This is a genomic window from Vibrio sp. V39_P1S14PM300 (assembly GCF_009904765.1).
Lineage (GTDB): Bacteria > Pseudomonadota > Gammaproteobacteria > Enterobacterales > Vibrionaceae > Vibrio > Vibrio proteolyticus.
In genome coordinates this window covers 25,560-49,382 of sequence record NZ_WXWP01000338.1, presented here as the reverse complement: position 1 = coordinate 49,382, position 23,823 = coordinate 25,560, and the positions used below count along the sequence as shown (strand labels likewise).

The following is a 23,823-nucleotide window of genomic DNA, read 5'->3' as shown; positions in this document are numbered from 1 at the left end:
TGTCATTGGCACCCGTGGTATAGTCCCCCCGGCTATACCACGACATTTTTTTCTTCTCTTTCTTCCACCATCTCTTTTACCTCCTCCGACACACTTTTAGCCACGGTTTTACCTCGACAGTCAGTACGCCCGATCTGCAGAAAATACGGTTATCCTTGAACGCATACAAAGTAACGAACCAGTATCGGCTGGCTTGATTTAATCGTCGGATGAAAGGGGTTCGCTGTGCGTTTCAACGAACTGTGTGGGAGACACACCAAAGTACGTTCTAAAACGTTGACTGAAATATGAGGGGTCATTGAAGCCACAGTCAAACGCGACCTCAGAGACTTTGTGACCGGACAGTAATTGGCGGCAGGCGTGTTCCAGGCGGAATTCTGTCAGGTATTCTTTAAACGTTCTGCCCGTGGCTTGTTTGAAACGTCGCTGGAAACTTCGTTCTGATGTGTATAAACAATTTGCAATCACCGTCGTCCCGAAATCGGGGTCACGAAAGTAGCGTTCAATTAGACACGTCACATTATCCAGCCACTCCTGCTGACAGAGATCGGAACGAGTGGCCGTTTCACACTGGGTGGATTTGTGCATTTGATCGCGCGCGAGCTCGAGATCCACGGCCAGTGACCAGCTGAATTCGAGAAAGTTGCGCTCTTCCGAGCTAAAACAATGCAAGCAGCCGCCACTGCGATCCATCAGACTGGGTAAATTGAGAACATTGAGATCTTTTTCGTCACCAATATAACGGCGCTGAAGATCGGGTAGACGCTGACCGTAGTCGATCACTCTCAGTAGCACTTCAACAGCGGTTTGCTCCAGACTCAATACCACCGTTTGATGGCAGTAACCACGGCGCAACAAACTGGCAAATAAGGTATTGAATACCATGTCCAGATTGTCCTCGGTGATTTGAATCTGACTGGTTCTGGCCGCTGCGTTTTCTGTACGCAGCTCTACTTGGATCCCCGCTTTATCGAACTCCTCCTGCCAGCCTTGCAGTACCGTATCCAATAGCGGATACAAAACCACAACACCTTGATGCCCTTCTGTCTGATCCAAGCACGCAAACTCTTGGCGTATCCGGCGCTGCAACGTCGTTTTCAGCCCCTGTGGTTCCCCACTCTGCAGCAGCGCTTCACTGGCAGACACCAACCTGGCTTCGAGCTCTTTGTTTTTTTGCGTCTGCAACATTTTGCGAATCTGCAGCTGTTTACGCAGTTGTTGGTTGTTGGTCAGCAGAATGCGACTCTGATGACGCAGTTGATCTGTTTTCAACGCCACCTGCGCTTTTAAATGTTTATTGGCTCGCATCATCAAACGGGAGCGCCACCAAATCAGGGTGCTCAGCAACAAGAGTACGACAACCATCCCTGCCAGCTTGGCCCACCAGGTTAAATACCAGGGTTCATTGACAATAAATTGCAATGCATTCTCTGCCGACACGCGATCATGCGGCAGTCGGCTGCGCACTGTGATGGTGTACGTTCCGGGCATCAGATGGTCTAGCGTCAGCTGAGACCCTTGCAGTGCATGCCAACCTTCTTGATTGATCTGGTACTCCACCTGTCGGCTGTTGCTTTGTGGCATGGTTCCGAATAAAAAACTCACCGAATCACCGTATCTCACTGGGACAAGATGAGGCGGACGACCACCGGTGGCCAGGGTTTGATTGTCGATGCTGACCCGTGAAAACAGCACTTTGCCACTCGGAATATCTTGGTCCAACAGCTGTGAAGAACGCGCCCGAATCAGGCCGTATTTAGAGCCGAAAATCAAAGCTGGCGCCAAAGAATTATCTAACGCACATTGCCGTGAAACAAACTCGTTCATGATTAAACCAAAGGGGGCACTGAAGTGCTTCTTCAACTGCTGCTGTGAGTTATAGAGTGATAAACCCGCCGACGAAGTCAGCCACATGTAGGGCCCCTGTGCGACCAGACAACGCGGCCCGATATTCAGATCAACCAGAGACACAGGCGTCAGGCTTTCTGTGTCTGGTGATAAGCGAAACACACCATAGGTCCCGGCAACCCACACACCGTCCTGGTAGTCAGTTTCAATATCGATGACCTGTCCGTAGCGTTCGCTGTCCTTTACAAATTGAATGTTTCCCCTGCGAAGGCGATAGATCCCGTGATCGGTGCCAATCACTATCCCCTGAGTCAGCGTCGCTAACAAGTCCGTCACCTGCGCGGGCAGATACGCCTCGATCAGCCATTGCCGGCCATACTCCTTAAGATGTTGCCGTGACACATCGTAAGACCACAGGTCATTGTCACTGACTCCCCATAATGTTTTCTGTTCATCCAGTTCCAGTTGTTGGACGGCCTTGCCTTTGAGCGCTGGCGGTAGCGCATTCTGGAGAACCTGACCTGTGAGTTTATTGATACAAACCAGACCATGGGGGGTGGCCAGAATGAGTTGTGAGTCCAGCTCGACCAAGTCATTAACCTGACCGCTGTAGAGCTGAATTCGCTGAGGCACTTTGTCGCTGATCAGGCGATAAACACCGAGGTTGGTGATCAGCCAGAAGTCGTCGTTATCGCGCTGTGGCACGATCACTTGCAAGCTGCCACCCTCCCGGCCATTACCGGTAGAACTGTCGGCGTAGCGTTCAAAATTGCGGGCGAACAACGAAATGTAATGCACACCACGGTTGGTTCCTATCCAGATACCACCAGTGTGATCATTGACCAAGGAATACACTTTGTTACCGGATAACGTGTATTCATCTCGCCCGACGCCAGTATATTTTCGGGTTTGCTGTTGGGCTATCGAGTAGACAAACAGGCCATTCTCGGTGCCGATCCAGTATTCATCGGCGCTCTCTGTGATGGCCAGAACATGCGTATCACCAATCCAGCGCTCTTCTTGCTGCGGATCATCAATGTTGATGATCACCGCCCCCTTCAACGTACCAATTAACAGCTGATTGCGTTGCTCAGAAAAGTAGATCGTTTCGATGTGTTGCTTGCCTGAACTGACCACATGCGTAAACTGCTCCTCCTCCGAAAGATACACGCCGGAATTGGTCGCTAAAACCCATTTGCTGCGCACCAATCTGGCATCATTGATCTGAATGCGGCTCGACTGGTTATGCTGATAAAGCGGCATCAGTGAATAACTACGTAGCTCTTCGCTTTGCATGTCATAGGTGTAGAAGTGACGGTCATCGCTAACCCAGAGAAACCCACCAGATGCACCTATCTTTCTGATCACATTACCTGGTGTTAGGCTGAATACGCCTTTGCGTTCCTGATTGGGAAATGTCTTGAAGACTTCGTTGTCGGCAAACGTCCAGAATGCCCCCGCCGAAAACACTAACTGCTTGGCTTGATAATCGAGCACTGACCCACTGCGCGGTAGCAAATGTTCACCGTCAAAAAAACGAACCTGACCGTGCACATCGTGAATCCACAAGCCCCCTTCCTGACCCGGAAACAAGTGTTTCGCCGCGATCCCTTTTCCCTCCGCATGAGTTGGCAGCGGATAAAAAACAGACGTCGAAGTGTCTTGCGCTCTCACGCCATGGCTCAGTACTACGGACAGAACCAAGAGTATCAGCCTAAACACGGTGGTGGGTTTCCTGCAGCAAAGTCTTAATGGCCTGACAATCCCCCGCATGAATGTCGGGGGAAGTTATTTCGTAATATTAATTATCTAATTTTATATCAATAACAAGGCATTAAAAGGTCGCAAACCGGAGAATAGCTGGTTTTCTAGCTGAGATCACAGCTAAGTGGCGCAAAGATCAACAAACAGGCCGCGTCAAAACGCGGCCTGAGTTCAATTAAGGAGTGAGACAGGAGCTGAAACTGTCAGCAATGCTGCGCAAGAAGGTAAAATAACTGCCTGGCTGCACGGTAATCTGTGTCCCTAAAGGATCCAGTTCTCCCACTTTTACCTCACTGCCACGTGTTACCGACTCGATCACTGCTGGTGTAAACTGAGGTTCGGCAAATACACACTGTGCCTGCCCGGACGCCAATGTGGTCCGGATCTGGATTAACGTTTTCGCACCGGGCTTACGATCCGGGCTGACAGTGAAGTAACCCAGCTGATTGAGCGCATAATCTTGCTCAAAGTAACCGTACGCATCATGAAAAACATAATAGCCGCTTTTGGACACGGGCTTGAGCTGAGCAGCCAATTCGTGATTCAACTGCATTAGCTGCTGGTTAAACGCCGCCAGATTACTTTGATACTGAGTCTGATGCTCCGGATCGATTGCGACCAGTTTCTGTACAATTGCAGCCGCAATTTGCTGTGTAGGCTTGATACCCAGCCAGAAATGCGGATCATGCGTACCATGATCATGACCATCGTCGTGATGATGTTCACCGAACTCCCTCAGTTGTAGCTCCGGCAGGTGACTAAGTGTCAGCACCTGAGCACCAGGTTTGGCCGCGACGACTTTCTCCATGAAAGGCTCCAGTTCATGCCCGAACCAAATCACGAGATCGGCGCTATGCACCCGCTTCACATCGGAAGGACGTAGTGCGTAATCATGAGGAGACGCATTAGAGCTAAGTAAAACATCCGGCTGGCTTACACCTTGGGTCAGTTCTGTCGTGATCATTTGAATGGGTTTAATACTGGTCAGAATCGTGCTTGCCTTGGCACCGACCGACGCTATGCTTAACAGCAAAAACAGAGTAAAACGAGTCATAACTTATTGATATTTGCTTGTGGCTTGAAATGAGATTAAATGTTACATTATAACATTACCAAAATGCAATGAGTTCCATCCATGTCCGCATTAATTGAACTGCGCAATATCTGCGTAGAATTTGGACCGAGAAAAGTCCTCGACAACGTCAGCCTGAGGCTGGAAAAAGGCAAAATCACCACATTGATTGGTCCCAACGGTGCGGGTAAGTCGACTTTAGTCAAAGTATTGCTTGGCTTACAGAAAAGTTATACCGGTCAGATCATCAAATCACGCGGCGTAAAAATCGGCTATGTGCCGCAGAAACTGAAGCTGAATGACTCACTTCCGCTTAACGTTAGACGCTTTTTGCAGTTGGCCGGGCGTTACAGCTCACAAGAGCAGTTGGATGCGCTCAAATTAGTCGGGGCCGAACACCTGATCGACAGCGACATGCACCATTTGTCCGGCGGAGAAAATCAACGCGTACTGCTCGCCCGGGCGCTGTTGCAAAGACCTGAACTGTTGGTATTGGATGAACCTGCGCAAGGTGTGGACGTACAAGGGCAAATCGATTTGTATGATCTGATCGATACCATACGCCACCGCTTTGGCTGCAGCGTGTTTATGGTTTCGCACGATTTACACCTGGTGATGGCCAAGACCGATGATGTGATCTGCCTGCAGCACCATATTTGTTGCTCGGGGACACCGGCAGCCATTACCCGGCATCCGAACTATATTGCCCTGTTTGGCGAAGCACGACAGGAAGCGCTGGCGTTGTACCACCACCAGCACGAACATCATCATCACGATCTGGCTGGTCAACCCGTTACAGGCGAAGGCGACAGCTGTTCTCACCACTCTCACGGGCATCATCACCATGATTGAATTTCTGCTTCCGTCGATTCTTGCCGGCCTTGGCATTGCACTCATCGCAGGCCCTCTGGGATCTTTCGTTGTCTGGCGCAAGATGGCCTACTTTGGCGATACCCTAGCGCATGCCTCATTGATGGGGTTAGCGCTCGGCTTCCTGCTCAATATTAATCTCTATCTGGCTCTGCTGGTATGTTGTATGGCACTGGCGGTTTTACTGGTCACGCTGCAAAAACAGCAGTTGGTCGCCACCGACACACTTCTCGGTATTCTCGCACACAGTTCGCTGTCGTTTGGTCTGGTGGCGGTCAGCTTCCTGGATAACGTTCGGGTTGATCTGATGAGTTACCTGTTCGGCGATTTACTGGCCGTCTCACCCCAAGATCTGATGTTCATTTATGCTGGTGTGATTGCAGTGTCTGTCGTTTTATTGCTGTTCTGGCGTCCCTTACTATCGACCACCGTCAATGAGGAGCTGGCTGCGGTAGAGGGCCATAATGTTGACCTGATGAGACTGGTGTTAATGCTGCTGGTTGGCATGGTGATCGCCGTAGGGATGAAATTCGTTGGTGCTCTGATCATGACCTCGTTGTTGATCATTCCGGCCGCGACGGCGCGACGTTTTGCCCGCACACCAGAACAGATGGCGGCACTGGCTTCTTTGCTCGGCGCCATCGCGGTATTGGGTGGCCTGAGCCTGTCCTGGCATTTTGATACGCCAGCCGGCCCTTCAGTGGTGTTAAGTGCCACCGCTATGTTTTTACTCGCACAAGGTATCAAGGTTCGCCAATAAGGCACAAAAAAGGCTTCCATCAGGAAGCCTTTTCTTCTTGCTCAGTTCGCGCTTCAGGCGCCTTCGTTATGCAGCTCAAGATTCGCCAGATCCTGCTGTATTTCACGTTGCAGTTTGGCATCATCGTTGCGCAATGACTCAAGAAACTCCAGGTATTTCTGGTCGATATCTCCGGTGACATATTCACCATTGAACACTGACGTTTCAAATTTGGTGATATCGGTATTGCCCAAACCAACCGCCGCAATCAGATCATCAAGTGTCTGGTAGATAAGTTCATCAGCACCAATCTGCTTGCAGATTGCGTCGTTATCACGGCCATGAGCAATCAGCTCATTCGCACTTGGCATATCGATACCGTACACGTTGGGGAAACGAATTTCCGGAGCCGCCGACACCATAAAGACTTTTCTCGCCCCTGAATCACGCGCCATTTCAATGATCTGCTCGGATGTTGTGCCGCGAACAATCGAGTCATCCACCAACAACACATTCTTGTCCTTAAATTCCGAGCGAATGGCGTTGAGTTTACGGCGTACCGACTTCTTACGCTGCTGCTGACCTGGCATGATGAACGTGCGTCCAACATAGCGGTTTTTCACAAAGCCCTGACGATACGGTTTATCGATCGCTTGTGCGATTTGCAGCGCGATATCACACGAGGTTTCCGGAATTGGGATCACCACATCGATATCCAGATGGGCGTACTCATCACGAATCCGCTCACCCAGCTTTTTACCCATTTCAACCCGGGCGCTGTAAACCGAAATTTTATCGATAAACGAATCCGGACGCGCAAAGTAGACAAACTCAAAAATACATGGGTTCAATGCTGGGTTGTCAGCACATTGCTTGGTATGCAGCTCGCCGTCGAAAGTCGCATAGATCGCTTCACCTGGGGCAACATCACGAACAAAATCAAAACCGACCGCATCCAGTGCCACCGATTCTGACGCCACCATGTATTCGGTATGTCCGCCCACGACACGTTTACCCAAGCACAGTGGACGAATGCCATTCGGGTCACGAAATGCAATCAAACCGTGTCCAATGATCATGGCCGCCACTGCGTACGCCCCGCGGATGGTGCGATGGACATTCGTTACAGCACGGAACACATCATCTGTGGTCACATTGCCTTTCACGGTGTCAATCTCATGCGCCAGCACATTAAGCAGCACTTCAGAATCCGATGTGGTGTTGATGTGACGGCGGTCTTTGGCGAACAGTTTATCGCGAACTTCATTGGCGTTGGTGAGGTTACCGTTGTGAGCGAGGGAGATGCCGAAAGGAGAGTTGACGTAGAATGGTTGAGCTTCTGAGGCGCTTGAGCTGCCTGCGGTCGGGTAGCGCACATGACCAATCCCTACATCGCCCTGCAGGCGTTGCATGTGTCTGGCTTCAAACACATCCTTCACCAATCCGTTTGCTTTTCGCAGACGAAAACGATTGCTTTCTATGGTACAAATACCAGCGGCATCTTGGCCACGATGCTGTAAGACCGTTAAAGCGTCATAGATAGACTGGTTTACAGGCGAAGTGCCCACGATTCCAACAATACCACACATGTCCTAACCCTCGATTTGCGACAATGGCTGGCGCTATTTAGCGCCAGATAAAAAACTCGATGTTGCTTGCAAGTGCTCGAAGAACGGCGCAATGATACGGCTGAACTCAGGTACCAACTGCGAATCCTTCCACCACTGTGAATCCGGGAATGCAGTAAACGCATCCATAAAAAACAGCGCTGCCGAAACAATCAGTATGCCGCGCAGAGCACCGAATACGATGCCCAAAATACGGTCAGTGCCCGACAAGCCGGTCTTCTGTACCAGCTGAGCGATGACGTAATTGACGATCGCTCCGACAATCAATGTTGCAATAAACAACGCTGCAATCGCGGTGCCGTTACGAAACATCTCATCCTGAATATTAGTAAAATAAACGGCGAGCTTCTGGTAATACTGACTGGCGATAAAAAAAGCGCCAAACCAGATAACTAACGACAATGCTTCTTTGGCAAAGCCACGGACTAAACTGATCAATGCCGACAGGCCGATCACACTTAAAATGACAATATCTAACCAATTCATGAGTTCTTCATCTTAAGTTGGCGCGCATTTTAACAGAAAAAATGCTGACGCAAACGTTTTCTTATGGATTTAATGGTTTAAATTTGAGCAATTGACCTTTTGAGCCAGTAATTTTTTCTAACTCTATGATCTGACGCTCCAGTTTACTTTTTGACACGTCAGGACCAATAATGACCCGGGTAAAATTGTTTTCGTGTCGGGTGTGAGCCTGATAACCGCGTTTCTGCAGATCTTTAACCAGCACTTCTGCATTTTCAGCATTTTTCAACGCCATGAGCTGAATGATCCAGGCACTGTCGTCATACTCATTCTGCTCCGGCACGTTGCGCGCGGTCACTTCGACCGTTTCTCGCACTGGTGGCTGCTCAACAACGGTTTTCGGCTGGGATGGGGTTTCCTGTGATTCGACCGGCGCCTCTTCCTGTGCGACTTCCACAGGCGACTCGGGCAACGCAACCTTGTCTTCAACCGGATCCAGCACCTCAAAGGTTTCCGCTTCACTGTCCAATTCCGGCTTAATCGGAATGCTGGCAATGTCTTCTTTATAGTGGGTTTTCTTGCCGTCCAGAACATCCGGTAACACGATAACGCCGATGGCGACCAGAACAATGGTCCCCACCAAGCGACTTTGGAACTTACTAGCCATTTATTCTCCTTTCTGTTGCCAGTGCTCTAGTACTTCACCAACAGTGTGGAATGAACCGACCACAATTATTGCTTCGTCGTCCGCCGCCTGTGTCAACGCGGCTTCAAATGCCGCGACCGGGTTGGCGTATTTCCCCTGATATTCAGCCAAATGAGCACACAGCTCCTCGGCCGCTGCCGCACGTGGGCCGCTCAGAGACGCCGGATACCATTTCGCCGCGATTGGTGCCAATGCATTGAGCGTAGCCGGAATATCTTTATCGTGCAGCATCGCCACCACCACATGGATGCTTTTCTCTGCCAAACGACGATTAACCTGTTCAGCCAGGTATTCGGCAGAGTGCGGATTGTGGGCCACATCCAGTAAGATAAGTGGTTGTTCATTGATGACCTGCATGCGCCCCGGCAGCCTTGCATTCCGTAATCCGTTGACGATATTCACATCACTGATATCAAGCTCCGCACTACCCAGCGCCATCAACGCTGTCGCCGCATTTGGCAACGGTAGATCAGGGACCGGCAGATCCGTCATTTCAAAGCAGCCACTGTGCCAGCGCCACGTACTGTCTGATTCTAGGGTGAAGTCGTACTGAATACCGACCTGGAAAAGCTCTGCTCCAATATCATCGGCGTGAGCTGCCACCGTCGCAGGGGCTTTGGGCTGACCACAGATAGCTGGCCGGCCGGAGCGGAAAATGCCGGCTTTCTCGTAACCGATGACGTTGATGTCATCCCCAAGCCAGTCAACATGGTCAACCGCCAAACTGGTGATCACCGATACATCGTGCTCGACGACATTGGTGGCATCCAAACGCCCCCCTAGCCCGACTTCTAGCAGAACCACATCCACCTTGTGTTGTTCAAACAGTCGCAACGCGGCTAACGTGCCAAATTCAAAGAAACTCAGGCTGATATCCCCACGTTGTGCTTCGATAAACGCAAAAGCCTGGCAATGCTGCTCGTCAGGCAGATCGGCACCGTTCACGCGCACGCGCTCGTTATAACGAATCAGATGGGGAGAGCTGTACACACCAACAGAATACCCGGCATCGAGCAGGATGGCTTCCATCAGCGCACAGGTGGAACCTTTGCCGTTAGTACCGGCAACAGTGATCACGGTAGGTGCGGGTTTGGTCAGGTTAGCGGTTTGAGCGACGGCTTGAACCCGATCTAAACCGAGGTCGATCGCAGAAGTGTGAATGTGGGTTAAATAATCAAGCCACACCGACAATGGCGATGTGGCTTGTGGAACAGGGTTGTGACTCATCTAACTTTATAACCTTTAAATTCAGGTCGGTACGTTAGCGTCTACTTTACCCTTTTTCGTCTGCTTCTGGTACAGTGTAAGGCTCTTCATTTGGAGAATCGTTCACAGAAACGACCAGTGGAGAGCTTTGGTTCGTCAGTTTCGCAACCAGACCACCTACACGCTGACGCATTTCACGACGGTCAACGATCATATCGATCGCACCGTGCTCCAGCAGAAACTCACTGCGCTGGAAACCCTGAGGCAGATCTTCACGTACCGTTTGTTCGATAACGCGACGGCCAGCAAAACCAATCAATGCTTTCGGCTCACCGATGTTGATGTCACCCAGCATCGCCAGACTCGCAGATACCCCACCCATCGTCGGATCAGTCATGACCGAGATAAACGGCAGGCCTTTTTCCGTCAGACGCTCAAGCGCCGCACTGGTTTTCGCCATCTGCATCAGTGACATCAAAGCTTCTTGCATACGAGCACCGCCACTGGCTGAGAAACAAATCAGCGCCGTGTTGTTTTCCATCGCAGCTTCAACTGCACGCACAAAACGCGCACCCACTACAGAGCCCATGGAACCGCCCATGAAAGAAAACTCAAACGCACACGCTACAACGGGCATGCCCAGCAGTTCACCTTGCATGACCACCAATGCGTCTTTCTCACCGCTGCTCTTTTGTGCCGCGGAGATACGATCTTTATAACGCTTGGAGTCTTTGAATTTCAGCTTGTCCTGTGGCTCAAGCTCACCCGCCAGTTCCACGCGGTTGTTTTCGTCCAGGAATGTTTCCAGACGACGACGTGCTTTCATCCGCATGTGGTGACCACATTTCGGGCACACTTCCAGGTTGCGTTCCAACTCTGCGTGGTAAAGCACCTGTTCACATGAGGTACATTTAGTCCAAACCCCTTCCGGGATGGACGCTTTACGTGAACTTACAATGTTGCTCTTTTCTAAAATCTTTTCAAGCCAACTCATGGAAGACCTTTTCTCTTTACTCTCCCGCCTAATTGCGAAAGATACATATTCGAATTTACGCGTGGAGGATTAAAGCATATAAAACGCAAACTGTAGACAAAAAACTGGTTGTACCTATTTCCTGAATACCGCCTCACAAGACGACTGCTAATACTTTAAACAACTCCTATTTGAACAAGTTACCAGCAATTAGTTCAATTGATCGGGTAAAAATAGCGGTCCGATCGGCGCTCTGGGTAACTGGAACTCTTCAGGATAATCGACGTCCACCAGATAGAGTCCTTCCGCTTTAGCGGTGGCTCCCGCCAGTTTACGATCCTTAGCATCCAGCAGCCACTTGATCCACTCCGGCGCCTGCTCGCCACGACCGACACAAATCAGACTGCCGGTAATGTTACGTACCATATGGTGAACGAACGCATTGGCTTTAATATCAATGATAACGTAATGACCTTGCCGCGTTACATCCAGATGCATTATGTTACGCCATGGACTGCGTGACTGGCAATGCACAGCACGGAAAGACGTGAAGTCATTCTCGCCAAGCAAGAACTGTCCGGCACGGTGCATTTTTTCCACGTCCAGTTCACCGTGATAATGACTCACCCCCGAAGAGAGAATCCCAGGTCTCAGTGCATGGTTATAGATAATATAGCGGTAACGACGGGCCGTCGCCGCGAAACGAGCATGAAATTCATCCGGTACTTCTTTCGCCCAGCGCACAGCTATATCACCGGGTAAATTGGCATTCGCTCCCATCGTCCAGGCCACCATCTTACGGCTTGCTGTGGTATCGAAATGAACCACTTGCCCAGTGCCGTGAACGCCCGCATCAGTCCGACCCGCACACTGAACCTCTACCGGATGGTTAGCGACGACACTCAACGCCTTTTCCAGCGATTGCTGAACACTTTTCACTTCTCGCTGACGCTGCCAACCAAAGTAATGAGTGCCATCGTACTCAATACCTAATGCAATTCTCATTTCACCGTTCTCTCTGAAAATGGGGCGGGAAGTATAACGAATTTCAGGGCCGGATCAAAAGAGGGGACCATGTCCCCTCTTGATTGATTTATTGCGCATTAATCACATCGATTAAATGTTTGGCTTCACGGCGAATATCATCACTGCCGTCAACAATGGCCTCTTCCAACAGTTTTTTCGCTCCGGAGGCATCATTCATTTCCATGTAGATCTTAGCTAAATCCAGCTTTCCTGCCGCTTCTGCGTTGGCATCAACGTCATCGTCACCGATATCACCAATCACGTCCGGAAACTCGTTCAAACCCACATCCAGTTTCAGCTCTTCTTCATCAAGCGCCAACTGATCCTGTCCCATGTCCATTTCCGCCATCAACTCATCAATGGTTTTGTACTGGCTGCTTTTCGGGTCAAAGTCGGTCAGTTGCTCCTGATTGGCCCAGTTTTCATCCTGAACCTGAGGTTGCGCGGTTTGTGTATTCCAGATGCCCTGCTCGTCTTCAGGGATCTCATCCGGGATTTGCGCCTGCTGTTCAGGAGAAAGGCTGAATCCATTCCAATCCTCACCACCGGCTTCCAGCATGGCATCAATGTCCATCCCCGCACTGTCGGTCAACGTGGCATCAATTGGCTGCTCAAAGTTGAACTCCGGTGTATCGCTTTCCGCCAGCAACTCGTTCAGGGTTTGTTCCTGGTCCGCCGAGGGTGTCTGAGATTGCGCGTCCACACCAGATTGAAACGCCGCAAATAAAGCATCCTGCTCGTCAGCCGCTGGCTCCGGGGAGATCGGCTGATCTTCGGAAACATCCGCCAACGCCTGATCTTCATCATACTCTGGCAGGTCGTTCAGATCGTATTCTGCCGGTTCACTGCTATCGTTCGGCTCTGCAGGTGCAGCGCTTTCAACGTCATCGCTATCCGCCAGTGCGCTGGTTTCATCGTATTCCGGCAGTTCCTCGTCGCTCAGTTCAATCGGCTCAGGCGCAGTGTCAGTGGCTGACGCCTCAGGTTCAATTGCAGCTGGCGTTTCATCGAACAACCAATCGTCGTCTTGCGGAACCCCGAATTCGTTTGGAATGGCCTCAGGCATCGGAGGTGCAGACGCCTCAGATACAGATGGCTCCATTTGCTCTGGCGCACTAACTTCTGGTTCTGGTTCTGGTTCTGGTTCTGGTTCTGGTTCTGGTTCTGGTTCTGGTTCTGGTTCTGGTTCTGGTTCTGGTTCTGGTTCTGGTTCTGGTAGAGTATGTTCCTCATCCGTCTCATCGCTGACAGACATTTCGCTCTCTACCGCACTGTCCGCTTGTGGCGTACCTTCAATTTGCGGTTCAAACTCAAAATCGTCATCCAGCGGCGCCGAATCCTGTGCCTCTTCATCCGCGCTAAACCACTCTTCGTGATCGGCTTCAATCACCTGCTCTGGTTCAATTTGTTCAGGTTGTTCGAATGTCCCTTCTGTGGCCGCGCTCTGTGCAGACTCCACATCCGCAATCGCATCGTTGAGCCAGTCGTCCGTCGCGTCTTTCGCATCTTCCGTAGCCTGAGACGTCACCTCTTCGCCAACATCCTGCGTCTTATCGTCCGTTGTCTCAAGTGCATCGGATTCTTCCTCCAGCACTTGGTTCAGCGGCAGTTCAGATTCGCCGTCAGAGACCCCGTGTGCATCCGATTCATCCAGTGACGGCAATACGTCATCAGCGAAACGGGCCATGTCGTCAGCCACCGGGATTTCTGAATCTGCTGGCTCATCCAACAGTGGATCGGTTTGCGGCGCAGTTTCGTCCAGATCATGGATGAACTCGTCGCGATCAAAATCGAGGGGCGTTTCTCGCTCTTCAGCAATCGGATCCGTTACCTGCTCAGGCTCGATCGGTTGTGTTTCGACGGCTTCGGCTTCGGCTTCGGCTTCGGCTTCGGCTTCGGCTTCGGCTTCGGCTTCGGCTTCGGCTTCGGCTTCGGCTTCGGCTTCGGCTTCGGCTTCGGCAAGCTTTTCTATTTCATTGAGTTCGTCAAGAAATTCCGTCCCATCCGGTTCAAAACTGTGGTCCTGCTCGTCCGGCGTTTCAGGCGTGGCGAGCAGTTCTTCCAGCAGGTCGGTACTGTCATCATCCAGTGACGCTGGCTGCTCATCCAGATCCAGCAACTCGTCCAACATCAGGTCTGACTGTTCAGCCAGTGCGACATCGTCCTGCTCGTCCAATAACTCATCCAACAACGTGTCGGACTCTTCGGTGCGCTCGGCTTCGTCGTCAGTCTCCGTGGTTGGCTCAGCAGTCTGATGGTCAAGCAGCTCATCAAGTAGCTCAGTACTGTCTTCACTCAGCTCAAGATCGTCGTCATCAAGCATTTCATCCAGCAGAGCAGTTTCATCCTGAGACAAGGCATCCAATTGATCGAGATCGGCCTGAGACTCAGCCTTGGCAAACAGCGCATCGATCTCATCATCGGACGCCATTTCCACATCGCTAAGCTCATATTCCGGACTGTCGCTGCCAGACGCGAGTAAGGCATCGATATCCAAATCGTCTGCACTGTCATCCGTGTCGGCGTCGCCAGATAGCAACTCATCCAACATCGCTTGATCCAGTTCGCCGTCTGTCGACGCGGTCTTGTCACTGCCCGATAACAGATCATCCAGGTCGTCTTGAGACACCTGTTCGTCATCTGCCAGGTCAAAGTTGCTTTGGGCTTGAGATGTATCAGTGATCACTTCATCCAGTGCACGTTCCATCTCTTCCAGACCCAGCGCCTTGTCGTCACCTTTGACACTGATGCCGTTGGAGCTGGAATCCATATCGAGCAGATCGGCATCCAGTTCACCGTCATCACCGATGCCCGCAAACGGATCATCACCGTCTTCGCCTTCAAGGTTAAAATCCAGCTCGCTGTCTTTCAGATCGGCAAAGATATCGTCACTATCCGCAGCAACAGCTTCTTCCGAGCTGTCGTCGAACAGTTGTTCTTCGTCATCATCAGCGCTGCCAAACAAATCATCGTCCAACAACAACTCATCAGTTAAATCATCGAGTTCATCTTGCTCTGACATGGCTGGAGGTGGCGTCACCGGCATCACAGGGTCGGTGACAGGAGGCTGTACTTCGGTTTGCTGCGCCGGTTCTGATTTGCGACGCCCCAGCAGCATAGTCACCAACAGGGCAATCAGCAGCCCTGGGATCACCGCCAGCGCGCCGACTAACCAGGTGTTGGACATCAACTTGTCTAGCGGGCCAGGTGCCAGTTGGGCGTCTTTGGCATTACGGGCTCGCTCTTCTGCCAGCAGACGCTCAACTTCATCGCGAATTCGCGATTCATCATTGAGTTCGTTCTTCAGCACACTGACTTCAGACTGAACTTCCGCCAGCATCAGACGTAACTGGTGATTACGCTCTTCCAGAGCCGCGAGTTCACCCACAGGCTTGGCTGATGTCGTTGGCGGCGTCAGCGTTTTCGGTGCTGTTTCATCCGTTGGTACAGTGTCGGCAGACGGCTTAGCAGGCTGAGCCGTTTCAGCGGCATCACTCTTGGCTGGCGCTTCGGCTTTCACCTCAGGTTTAGCGACTGGTTGTGGTTTGACTGCAGGCTGAGCGACTTTTGGCGCAGCTTTACCCGGTGCGTCATTCAGGCGCGCTTTGTGCGCATCCATCACCCGCACAGCTTCTTGGGTCGAGACACTCGTGACCTGAGAAAGCGACGGTACCCGCAACGTGCTACCCGGAATCAACTCATGAATGTTCTGATTATCGAATGCTTTGGGGTTGAGCTGATAAATCGCCAGCAAGGTCTGTTGCACCGTAACCGTATTGGACGGTCGTAAATCTGTCGCAATTCGCCACAGAGTATCACTTTCGGTTGTGGGTCCGTAAAAACGGGAGGGTTCCTGCTCTGCCTGTTGAGAGGCACGCGTCAGTGGCTGTGAGAATTGAGGCGCGGACTGAACTTCACCGTTCGGGCCAATCAGTCGAATACCTTGTGCACTGACGTAAAATGTCTGAGTCATCGCTGCCATTGCCAAAGGCAAGAGCAGACGCTTGAAAAATGGACGCATAATAAGCTCAGCTGTGTGCTTTTATCGTAGGTTTACATGATCTGTTAAATATATCGGATATCTAGGGCAAAACTACAGGAAACAAGGCAAAAAATGTGTTGCGGCAGCAATAATCGCAGTAAGCTCACACTAAATTTCCCCCGCTCTGCTTGTCTGGCGCTACCGGGCGTATAAAAAAGCCCCACTCGCGTGAGGCTTTAACAGATTCATCAATAGCTATCAGTAATAATCACGAATCAAAACTTCGGCAATTTGTACTGCGTTGGTGGCGGCGCCTTTGCGCACATTGTCCGCAACCACCCATAGATTCACGCCACTGTGGTGACTGATGTCATTGCGGATACGGCCGACCATCACATGGTCCTTGCCGCCCGCATCGCGCACCTGAGTCGGGAAGTCTTCATCGTGGAAAACCTCAACGCCCTCAGTTTGTTCAAGCAGGTTAATCACTTCTTGAGCATCAATTGGTGCGCGGGTTTCAATGTGGACGGCTTCGGCATGACCGTAAAATACCGGTACCCGTACGCAGGTCGGATTCACCATGATCGACGGATCGTTGAAAATTTTCTGTGTTTCCCACACCATTTTCATTTCTTCTTTGGTGTAGCCGTTGTCCATGAACTTGTCGATCTGTGGAATACAGTTAAACGCAATCTGTTGGCTGAACTGCTCAGGTTCAGCCGGGCGACCGTTCAGCAGTTTCGCGGTTTGGCCCGCCAACTCATCGATGCCCGCTTTGCCGGCACCCGCCACGGACTGATAGGTTGAAACATTAATACGTTCAATCCCCACTGCGTCGTGGATCGGCTTCAACGCCACCAGCATCTGGATGGTGGAACAATTCGGGTTGGCAATGATATTGCGGTTACGAAACTCAGCGATCGCTTCCGGGTTCACCTCTGGTACCACCAGCGGGACATCATAGTCATAACGGAAATGCGATGTATTGTCGATGACCACCACTCCAGCTTCAGCCGCGATTGGCGCCCATTTCTCCGACAGTTCCCCACCGGCAGAAAACAGACCGATATGAGCCTGTGTCCAGTCGAAGGTTTCAACGTTCTGTACTTTGACCGTTTTGCCGTTGAAGCGGTAGGTCTTACCTTCACTGCGTTCACTGGCCAGCAGGTACAATTCACCGACCGGGAAATCACGCTCCTGAAGAACTTCAATGATGGTTTCACCGACAGCGCCTGTTGCGCCAAGTACGGCAACGTTAAATTGTTGGCTCATTTACTTACCTCAATTTGAAAACCAAGTTTAGCCAGCGGCGCTAAATTGCATGCATCGTCGCCGGCTAAAGTGACGGCGCTGTACTCTCGTCGATCCCAGTATTGTTTGCGCATCTTGTCAAACGCACCCAACTGATGAATCTCACGACGGAACAACGCATCGTCTTTGCGCACATCATAAATGATTTGTGTCAGGTTGTGCAGGGTTGCTTCGTCCCAGGCGCGATCCAGACTGACCAGTGGAACTGGCGCCACTGGCAACAGCTCGCTGGCCTGTGCCCGACGCTCGTCACCAAGAAACTCACAGAAGCTATTGAAAATCATGGTCGTACCGCGAGCCTTGCCTTCCAGGCCATACCCGGCGACATGGGGGGTCGCAAACGCCAGCAACGGCAGGAGCTCCATATCCACTTTCGGTTCAAACTCGAACACGTCCAGTGCGGCAGTAAAACCATCACCGGCCATCAGGCGGGCTTTGAGCGCGCTGTTGTCCACCACCGGCCCACGAGCCGCGTTGATCAGAATCTGGTTACTGCGTAAATTACTCAGTACCCCTTCGTCAATCAGATGGTGTGTGGGATGTGCACCGTCGCGGGTGATCGGAGTGTGCAGTGTAATGATATCCGCTTGCTCAAGCAGATCGGCCAAAGGCGTAAAATCTCGCGCATCACCGGCCGCTTGCTTGGGAGGATCGTTAAGCAGTACTTTCATCCCCAGTCCGGACAAACACTGAGCCAGATAGCTGCCCACCTGTCCGGCGCCGATGATACCCACGGTTTTATCAAACACCGAGAAGCCCTGTTGCTGCGCAAGCACCATCATCACGCTGAATGCATACTCTGCGACGCCAACTTTATTGCAGCCCGGTGCGGCAGTGAAGACAATGCCCTTTTGATCCAGCAACGCCTGATCAACATGATCCATGCCTGCGGTCGCGGTGCCGACAAACTTGAGTTTGTTGGCCTTAGTCAGAAGTGACTCGTCAACCTGAGTAACAGAGCGAATCATCAACGCATCAATATCAACCAGGTCATCGGCTGTTAACGTACGTCCCGGTTTGAGGATCACCTCGCCCAACTGACTGAACAGTTGCTGAGCATAAGGCATATTTTCGTCGATTAGGATTTTCATAGCGGAGTCTGAGTTGGGAAAAGGGGTAGAACAGGATTGTGCAGAAAAGCCGGCACAGTGTCGAGTCCCGTTTCTCTGTTAAGTATAGAAAAATACCCGGCTCCTTACGGCAGCCGGGTAATATTCCAGAACAAAAGGATCCTGTCCCGCTCTCCAGGGGACAGAGTCTGCGTCTGTTCGATCAGCCAGTGCTGATCCGCTCTGGAAACTGATTGCCAGTAGGCATTCGTTTCATTAACCCTGGTATTTCTTGATCACCAAGGTCGCGTTTGTACCGCCAAAACCAAAGCTGTTTGACATCACGGTCGTCAGCTCGGCATCACGGGTTTCCATGACGATATCCAGGCCGTCTGCCGCTTCGTCAAGGTTATCGATATTAATGCTTGGGGCGATGAAGCCGTGATTGAGCATCAGCGTTGAGTAGATGGCTTCGTGCACACCAGCCGCACCCAATGCGTGACCCGTCATGGCTTTGGTCGCTGAAATTGCCGGGCTGTTGTCGCCAAAGATTTCCTGAATCGCACCCAGCTCTTTCACATCACCAACAGGCGTTGACGTGCCGTGAGTGTTGACGTAGTCCACGCCATCAACATCCTGCATAGCCATCTTCATACAACGAACGGCTCCTTCACCTGACGGCGCCACCATATCGTAGCCATCAGACGTCGCACCGTAACCGACGATTTCACCGTAAATCTTCGCACCGCGGGCCAGCGCATGTTCCAGCTCTTCAACCACCAGCATGCCGCCACCACCAGAAATGACGAAACCATCACGGTCAGCATCATAAGTACGAGACGCCTTTTCTGGTGTGTCGTTGTATTTGGTAGATAGTGCGCCCATCGCGTCAAACATCATGGTCAGTGTCCAGTCCAGCTCTTCACCGCCACCAGCAAAAACCACATCCTGTTTACCCAGTTGGATCAGCTCCATCGCGTGGCCGATACAGTGCGCTGACGTCGCACAGGCCGAACTCATGGTGTAGTTAACGCCACGGATCTTAAACGGCGTGGCCAAACAGGCAGACACGGTCGATGACATCGTACGTGGTACCATGTAAGGACCAACACGCTTAACGCCTTTCTCACGCAAGATATCAACCGCGGCAATTTGGTTCACCGATGACGCACCACCCGAGCCCGCGACCAAACCAGTGCGCTCGTTAGAAACCTGATCTTCTGTCAGACCAGCGTCGGCAATCGCCTGTTCCATAGAAAGGTACGCAAACGCTGCCGCATCACCCATAAAGCGCATTTTCTTGCGATCGATATGGTCGGCAGGGTTCATCTTCAGGTTGCCCCAAACTTGAGAGCGTAGACCGTTCTCTTTAAACTGTTCAGAAGCGGTAATGCCTGATTTACCTGCTTTCAAAGACGCTAAAACTTCTTCGACGTTGTTACCGATACTTGAAACAATACCCATACCGGTGATTACGACTCGTTTCATGTGACATTCCTATAATTCAAAATTCCGCTAAATAATAACTAAGAAGCCCCACAGAAGTGGTCAGCTTTCCCATAAATTCGTACAATCCCGCCCCACACAACGAGAATTCGCCTCCGATAGAGACAGTATGACATCAATTAAAAATGCCGAATTGGCCTGGAATGAAGCAGGCACTCCGGTCTCCGACCAGTTTGATGACGTTTATTTCTCCAACGTCAACGGCTTAGAAGAGACCCGTTATGTCTTTCTCCACCAGAATCATCTCCCGCAAAGATGGCACGAGTATGACCAGCGCCGCTTTGTGATCGGTGAAACCGGTTTCGGCACCGGTCTCAACTTTCTGGCGGTCTGGCAGTGGTTTGATGAATTTAGACAGCAAAACCCGCATGCGCCATTAAAAGAGCTGCATTTTGTCAGCTTTGAAAAATACCCGCTCAGTAAAGAGGACCTGATCAAAGCGCATCAGGCCTGGCCGGAGTTGGCTGAATATGCGGCGCAGTTGCAAGCGCACTACCCGATTGCCGTGCCAGAATGTCAGCGTATCATCCTGGCCGATGGCGCAGTAACTCTCGATTTGTGGTTTGGGGATATCAAAGACTGTATGCCACAAGTGCCAACCGGAGAACATGGCATCATCGACGCCTGGTTCCTGGACGGCTTCGCCCCGAGCAAAAACCCGGAAATGTGGAATCAGGATCTGTTTAACGGCATGGCTAAACTGGCCAAAGCTCACTGTACCTGCGCGACATTTACTGCAGCGGGTTTTGTGCGCCGAGGCCTGATAGAAGCCGGCTTTGATATGAAAAAAGTCAAAGGATTCGGCACCAAGCGTGACATGATCGCCGGCCATCTGCCTGAGCGTCACACCCCGCCCAATCATAAAGCCTGGTTCCATCGCAGCAGCACCCCATGTGTCGACGATGTGGCCATCATTGGCGGTGGCATCGCCAGCGCCACGCTGGCCAAAACCCTCACCCGACGCGGTGTGAACGTGACCTTATACTGCGCTGATGACACGGCCGCTCAAGGAGCTTCCGGTAACCGTCAGGGCGCTATTTATCCGCTGCTCAACGGTAACCACAGCGGGGTCTCTCGGGTATTTGCCCCGGCATTTTTGTTCGCCCGCCAGTTCGTGTCGCAAATGGCTCAGTGCTTCAAGTTTGATCATGACTGGTGTGGCGTCACGCAATTGATGTGGGATGAACGCGCCAGACAAAAACTGACTAAGTTGCTTGAGGGCCAGTTCTCAGCCAATCTGGTCACGGGGCTGGACGCCACACAAACCAGCCAAACGCTGGGTCTGCCTGTCAGTGTCGACAGCGTCTTCTATCCTCTCGGCGGCTGGTTGTGTCCGGCACAGTTCACCCGCGGGCTGCTGGCAGAGCTAATGCAAGGCGAGCATTTCTCGGCAAATTTTAACCATCCCGTCACTCAGTTGGAGCGCTGCGGTGAGCAATGGGTGCTGCATTGCCACGACAAACAGTTTACCCATCAGGTCGTGGTGGTCGCGAATGGCCATCAGTTTGCCGAACTGGCACCTACTGCCGATATTCCACTTGGTCAGGTCAAAGGCCAGGTCAGCCATGTACCAACCAATACCACACTGAGCCAAATGAAAACCGTATTGTGCTATGACGGTTACATGACGCCGCAGAATCCGAACAATGGTCAACATTGCATTGGGGCGAGTTACGACCGTGACAACCTGAATCGCGCATTTGATCCACAGGCCCAGCTTGAAAATGCCGGCAAGTTACGTAAATGCGTCCCTGACCAGAGCTGGCCTGAGCAAGTGGATATATCAGCTAATCAGTCTCGTCAGGGAATCCGCTGTGTCAGCCGTGATCACCTGCCATTTGTCGGCAATGTTGGTGATTTTACTGCCATCAAACACACCTACGCTGATTTGCATCTGCAAAAAGCGGAACAGGTGAAGCCGGTGGCCAGCCAAGAGAATCTCTATTGCCTGCTCGGTCTCGGCTCACGTGGTCTGAGCTCAGCCCCGCTGCTGGCTGAAGTGCTGGCATCACAGATCTGCGCCGACCCGATGCCGCTGCCCGTGGACGTGCTGGAGGCCTTACACCCTAGCCGGATGTGGGTGCGTAAGCTTCGTAAGGGCAAGGCGCTGACTAAACTGTAAACACAAAAAAACGCCTCTTTGTATAGAGGCGTTTTTTCTCGCGGAATTAGTCACGCAACTGAGCGACGGCTGCGAGGATTTGCTCTTCAATCTCTGAGTTCGTCAGTTTGCCCACCGCCATGTCAAAATTATCATAGAAGCTGGGTACCGACAGCGACGCTTTCACATTACCGCCAAAAAACTGCGCTGAGTTGGTGGCTGCCGACAACACCGATGAAGCACCGCCCGGACCTGGCGAGGTCGCCAAGTACACTGCGGGTTTGCTTTTAAACACATCGCGATCAATACGAGTCGCCCAGTCAAACAGATTTTTGTAGGCTGCCGGATGGTGGCCATTATGCTCAGCGAATGAAATCACAAACGCGTCCGCCTCACTCAAATCGCGTAAAAATGCGTCCGCACCTTCCGCTTTCCCAATGGCTTTCTCAGTATCTTCACTGAACATTGGTACTTGATAGTTGTTGATGTCGAGCACTTGGACTTGTGCCCCTTCGATCAAATTCGCAGCGTAGGTTGCAAGGGCTTTGTTGATAGACGTTGAACTGGTGCTGGCACCAAATGCGATCACTTTCATGAGGTTATCCTTTGTGGTTCCGCTTAATTGCTGACCAGAATAAATCAGCCACAGATTCTCACAAGGGTAATTTTTATAAGGACTCATTCAAAAAATTTGAATGAGTCCTGAAGTCGGGCAGCAAAAACGTCGGCTTAAGCCTGGCTTTGTAGCTCCTGCCACAGATCACTGACAATGATTCGATCCGCCGGAGAGAGTTCAGAACGCGCTGCGTCAAGGCTTTGTTCGATACGCGCTTTCAGTTCAGCAATATCCTGAATGCCTTCTTCTTCGCACGACGCCGCAGAAAGAGAAATATGACCACGTAAATAACCACCTGCAAACAGTTCATCATCCGATGCCATTTCAATACGGGCATCAATCAGTTCAAGTAGCTTTTCTTCAAACTCAATAATCATTTTGGTCTCTTTTTACTTAACGGTGAAGTCACCAGCTTCCAGCGCTTTAATGCCATAAAATGCCCGCAATGCCTCAGACAACAGCTTCACTCTTGGTGGCAAGCCTGTATCCAGGATGCTCATTACTTCCGCATGAACTTTATGCATAAACGCCAGACGATCCGGCTCAAAATCGCCGTGTAGATTGTCACAACTGACAGTAAAAGGAAAGCCAGCACTGACCGACAACACCCATTCGTACGCCTGAGGACGAATCTCCACCTTCTCAAACTCCGCTTGCTTTTGCTCTGTGCGGCCATCGGGTTCATACCAATACCCAAAATCTTCCAGCAGGCGTCGCTGTGGCCCCGCCACACACCAATGGGAGATCTCATGCAGCGCCGAGGCATAGAATCCGCGGGCAAAGATGATACGGTGGTACTGGGTATTCTCATCTGCCGGCAGATAGATAGGCTCATCCTCACCCAGTTCCAGGCGGGTGTTATAACGGTCAAAAAACGTGGCGTTGAATATCTCAATCAGATCGTGATACTGATGGGTCATGACTCTGTAATGTTGTCGAAAAGTGTGCGGCGCGCATTCTC

The 23,823-nt window shown here is 51.5% G+C and carries 17 protein-coding genes and 2 pseudogenes; 3 read left to right on the top strand and 16 right to left on the bottom strand.

Annotated elements, in window-relative coordinates:
• Positions 1-198: 198 nt before the first annotated feature.
• Together CAG65_RS17810 and znuA are read right to left on the bottom strand one after the other, a co-directional pair.
• Positions 199-3,570, bottom strand: coding sequence for a helix-turn-helix domain-containing protein (locus CAG65_RS17810; protein WP_161454487.1), 3,372 nt, complete (start codon positions 3,568-3,570; stop codon positions 199-201).
• A 217-nt stretch (positions 3,571-3,787) separates the two neighbouring features.
• Positions 3,788-4,666: a zinc ABC transporter substrate-binding protein ZnuA gene (gene znuA / locus CAG65_RS17805; protein WP_161454486.1), complete on the bottom strand. Its 879-nt coding sequence runs from the start codon at positions 4,664-4,666 to the stop codon at positions 3,788-3,790.
• Between the two features lie 81 nt (positions 4,667-4,747).
• On the opposite strand from znuA, the gene znuC reads away from it, so the two are divergent.
• Together znuC and znuB are read left to right on the top strand one after the other, a co-directional pair.
• Positions 4,748-5,536: a zinc ABC transporter ATP-binding protein ZnuC gene (gene znuC, locus CAG65_RS17800; RefSeq protein WP_021703870.1), complete on the top strand. Its 789-nt coding sequence runs from the start codon at positions 4,748-4,750 to the stop codon at positions 5,534-5,536.
• Entirely contained in the window at positions 5,529-6,314 is a 786-nt protein-coding gene (gene znuB / locus CAG65_RS17795) for a zinc ABC transporter permease subunit ZnuB (protein ID WP_161454485.1), read from the top strand. Before znuC ends, znuB begins: the two co-directional genes overlap by 8 nt.
• 53 nt (positions 6,315-6,367) lie before the next feature.
• Here the strand turns inward: znuB and purF are convergent, their stop codons facing one another.
• From purF to fabB, 11 genes and pseudogenes are all read right to left on the bottom strand, one after another.
• Positions 6,368-7,882 (bottom strand): amidophosphoribosyltransferase, encoded by a 1,515-nt coding sequence (gene purF / locus CAG65_RS17790; RefSeq protein ID WP_021703868.1) that lies wholly within the window; start codon positions 7,880-7,882, stop codon positions 6,368-6,370.
• Positions 7,883-7,915: 33 nt separating this feature from the next.
• Complete coding sequence (locus CAG65_RS17785; protein ID WP_161454484.1) at positions 7,916-8,407, bottom strand: CvpA family protein; 492 nt, start codon at positions 8,405-8,407, stop codon at positions 7,916-7,918.
• A 61-nt stretch (positions 8,408-8,468) separates the two neighbouring features.
• Positions 8,469-8,735: pseudogene (locus CAG65_RS22490) on the bottom strand (SPOR domain-containing protein); the annotation flags it as partial.
• A gap of 95 nt (positions 8,736-8,830) precedes the next feature.
• Positions 8,831-9,053: pseudogene (locus CAG65_RS22485) on the bottom strand (cell division protein DedD); the annotation flags it as partial.
• On the bottom strand, positions 9,054-10,319 hold the full coding sequence (gene folC / locus CAG65_RS17775; RefSeq protein ID WP_161454482.1) for a bifunctional tetrahydrofolate synthase/dihydrofolate synthase: 1,266 nt from the start codon (positions 10,317-10,319) through the stop codon (positions 9,054-9,056).
• 46 nt (positions 10,320-10,365) lie between these two features.
• A complete protein-coding gene (gene accD, locus CAG65_RS17770; RefSeq protein WP_021703864.1) occupies positions 10,366-11,292 on the bottom strand; it encodes an acetyl-CoA carboxylase, carboxyltransferase subunit beta in 927 nt (308 codons plus the stop codon).
• Between the two features lie 189 nt (positions 11,293-11,481).
• On the bottom strand, positions 11,482-12,276 hold the full coding sequence (truA, locus tag CAG65_RS17765) for a tRNA pseudouridine(38-40) synthase TruA (protein WP_021703863.1): 795 nt from the start codon (positions 12,274-12,276) through the stop codon (positions 11,482-11,484).
• A gap of 88 nt (positions 12,277-12,364) precedes the next feature.
• The gene (locus CAG65_RS17760; protein WP_161454481.1) at positions 12,365-16,318 is read right to left on the bottom strand and encodes a FimV/HubP family polar landmark protein; all 3,954 of its coding nucleotides are present in this window, start codon (positions 16,316-16,318) and stop codon (positions 12,365-12,367) included.
• 219 nt (positions 16,319-16,537) lie between these two features.
• Positions 16,538-17,551 (bottom strand): aspartate-semialdehyde dehydrogenase, encoded by a 1,014-nt coding sequence (locus tag CAG65_RS17755; RefSeq protein WP_161454480.1) that lies wholly within the window; start codon positions 17,549-17,551, stop codon positions 16,538-16,540.
• Positions 17,548-18,681 (bottom strand): 4-phosphoerythronate dehydrogenase, encoded by a 1,134-nt coding sequence (locus CAG65_RS17750; protein ID WP_021703860.1) that lies wholly within the window; start codon positions 18,679-18,681, stop codon positions 17,548-17,550. The genes CAG65_RS17755 and CAG65_RS17750 overlap by 4 nt, the downstream gene beginning before the upstream one ends.
• Before the next feature lie 234 nt (positions 18,682-18,915).
• A complete protein-coding gene (fabB, locus tag CAG65_RS17745) occupies positions 18,916-20,127 on the bottom strand; it encodes a beta-ketoacyl-ACP synthase I (protein WP_161454479.1) in 1,212 nt (403 codons plus the stop codon).
• Between the two features lie 127 nt (positions 20,128-20,254).
• Between fabB and mnmC the strand changes: the two genes are divergently transcribed.
• Positions 20,255-22,267 (top strand): bifunctional tRNA (5-methylaminomethyl-2-thiouridine)(34)-methyltransferase MnmD/FAD-dependent 5-carboxymethylaminomethyl-2-thiouridine(34) oxidoreductase MnmC, encoded by a 2,013-nt coding sequence (gene mnmC, locus CAG65_RS17740; protein WP_161454478.1) that lies wholly within the window; start codon positions 20,255-20,257, stop codon positions 22,265-22,267.
• A 46-nt stretch (positions 22,268-22,313) separates the two neighbouring features.
• Here mnmC and CAG65_RS17735 read toward each other — a convergent pair whose 3' ends face one another.
• The 3 genes from CAG65_RS17735 to CAG65_RS17725 all read right to left on the bottom strand — a co-directional run bounded on the left by CAG65_RS17735 (position 22,314) and on the right by CAG65_RS17725 (position 23,782).
• Positions 22,314-22,841, bottom strand: a complete 528-nt coding sequence (locus CAG65_RS17735) for an NADPH-dependent FMN reductase (RefSeq protein WP_161454477.1) — start codon at positions 22,839-22,841, stop codon at positions 22,314-22,316.
• 134 nt (positions 22,842-22,975) lie between these two features.
• Positions 22,976-23,239: a YfcL family protein gene (locus CAG65_RS17730; protein ID WP_021703856.1), complete on the bottom strand. Its 264-nt coding sequence runs from the start codon at positions 23,237-23,239 to the stop codon at positions 22,976-22,978.
• A 12-nt stretch (positions 23,240-23,251) separates the two neighbouring features.
• Positions 23,252-23,782 carry an elongation factor P hydroxylase gene (locus tag CAG65_RS17725; protein WP_161454476.1) on the bottom strand — a complete coding sequence of 177 codons (531 nt, stop codon included), beginning with the start codon at positions 23,780-23,782 and terminating at the stop codon, positions 23,252-23,254.
• Positions 23,783-23,823 lie beyond the last annotated feature (41 nt).

What these genes read in the sequence shown, in the direction of transcription:
- znuA (WP_161454486.1), bottom strand. Translation starts at nt 4,666, where the DNA reads ATGACTCGTTTTACTCTGTTTTTGCTGTTAAGCATAGCGTCGGTCGGT.
- znuC (WP_021703870.1), top strand. Translation starts at nt 4,748, where the DNA reads ATGTCCGCATTAATTGAACTGCGCAATATCTGCGTAGAATTTGGACCG.
- znuB (WP_161454485.1), top strand. Translation starts at nt 5,529, where the DNA reads ATGATTGAATTTCTGCTTCCGTCGATTCTTGCCGGCCTTGGCATTGCA.
- purF (WP_021703868.1), bottom strand. Translation starts at nt 7,882, where the DNA reads ATGTGTGGTATTGTTGGAATCGTGGGCACTTCGCCTGTAAACCAGTCT.
- CAG65_RS17785 (WP_161454484.1), bottom strand. Translation starts at nt 8,407, where the DNA reads ATGAATTGGTTAGATATTGTCATTTTAAGTGTGATCGGCCTGTCGGCA.
- folC (WP_161454482.1), bottom strand. Translation starts at nt 10,319, where the DNA reads ATGAGTCACAACCCTGTTCCACAAGCCACATCGCCATTGTCGGTGTGG.
- accD (WP_021703864.1), bottom strand. Translation starts at nt 11,292, where the DNA reads ATGAGTTGGCTTGAAAAGATTTTAGAAAAGAGCAACATTGTAAGTTCA.
- truA (WP_021703863.1), bottom strand. Translation starts at nt 12,276, where the DNA reads ATGAGAATTGCATTAGGTATTGAGTACGATGGCACTCATTACTTTGGT.
- CAG65_RS17760 (WP_161454481.1), bottom strand. Translation starts at nt 16,318, where the DNA reads ATGCGTCCATTTTTCAAGCGTCTGCTCTTGCCTTTGGCAATGGCAGCG.
- CAG65_RS17755 (WP_161454480.1), bottom strand. Translation starts at nt 17,551, where the DNA reads ATGAGCCAACAATTTAACGTTGCCGTACTTGGCGCAACAGGCGCTGTC.
- CAG65_RS17750 (WP_021703860.1), bottom strand. Translation starts at nt 18,681, where the DNA reads ATGAAAATCCTAATCGACGAAAATATGCCTTATGCTCAGCAACTGTTC.
- fabB (WP_161454479.1), bottom strand. Translation starts at nt 20,127, where the DNA reads ATGAAACGAGTCGTAATCACCGGTATGGGTATTGTTTCAAGTATCGGT.
- mnmC (WP_161454478.1), top strand. Translation starts at nt 20,255, where the DNA reads ATGACATCAATTAAAAATGCCGAATTGGCCTGGAATGAAGCAGGCACT.
- CAG65_RS17735 (WP_161454477.1), bottom strand. Translation starts at nt 22,841, where the DNA reads ATGAAAGTGATCGCATTTGGTGCCAGCACCAGTTCAACGTCTATCAAC.
- CAG65_RS17730 (WP_021703856.1), bottom strand. Translation starts at nt 23,239, where the DNA reads ATGATTATTGAGTTTGAAGAAAAGCTACTTGAACTGATTGATGCCCGT.
- CAG65_RS17725 (WP_161454476.1), bottom strand. Translation starts at nt 23,782, where the DNA reads ATGACCCATCAGTATCACGATCTGATTGAGATATTCAACGCCACGTTT.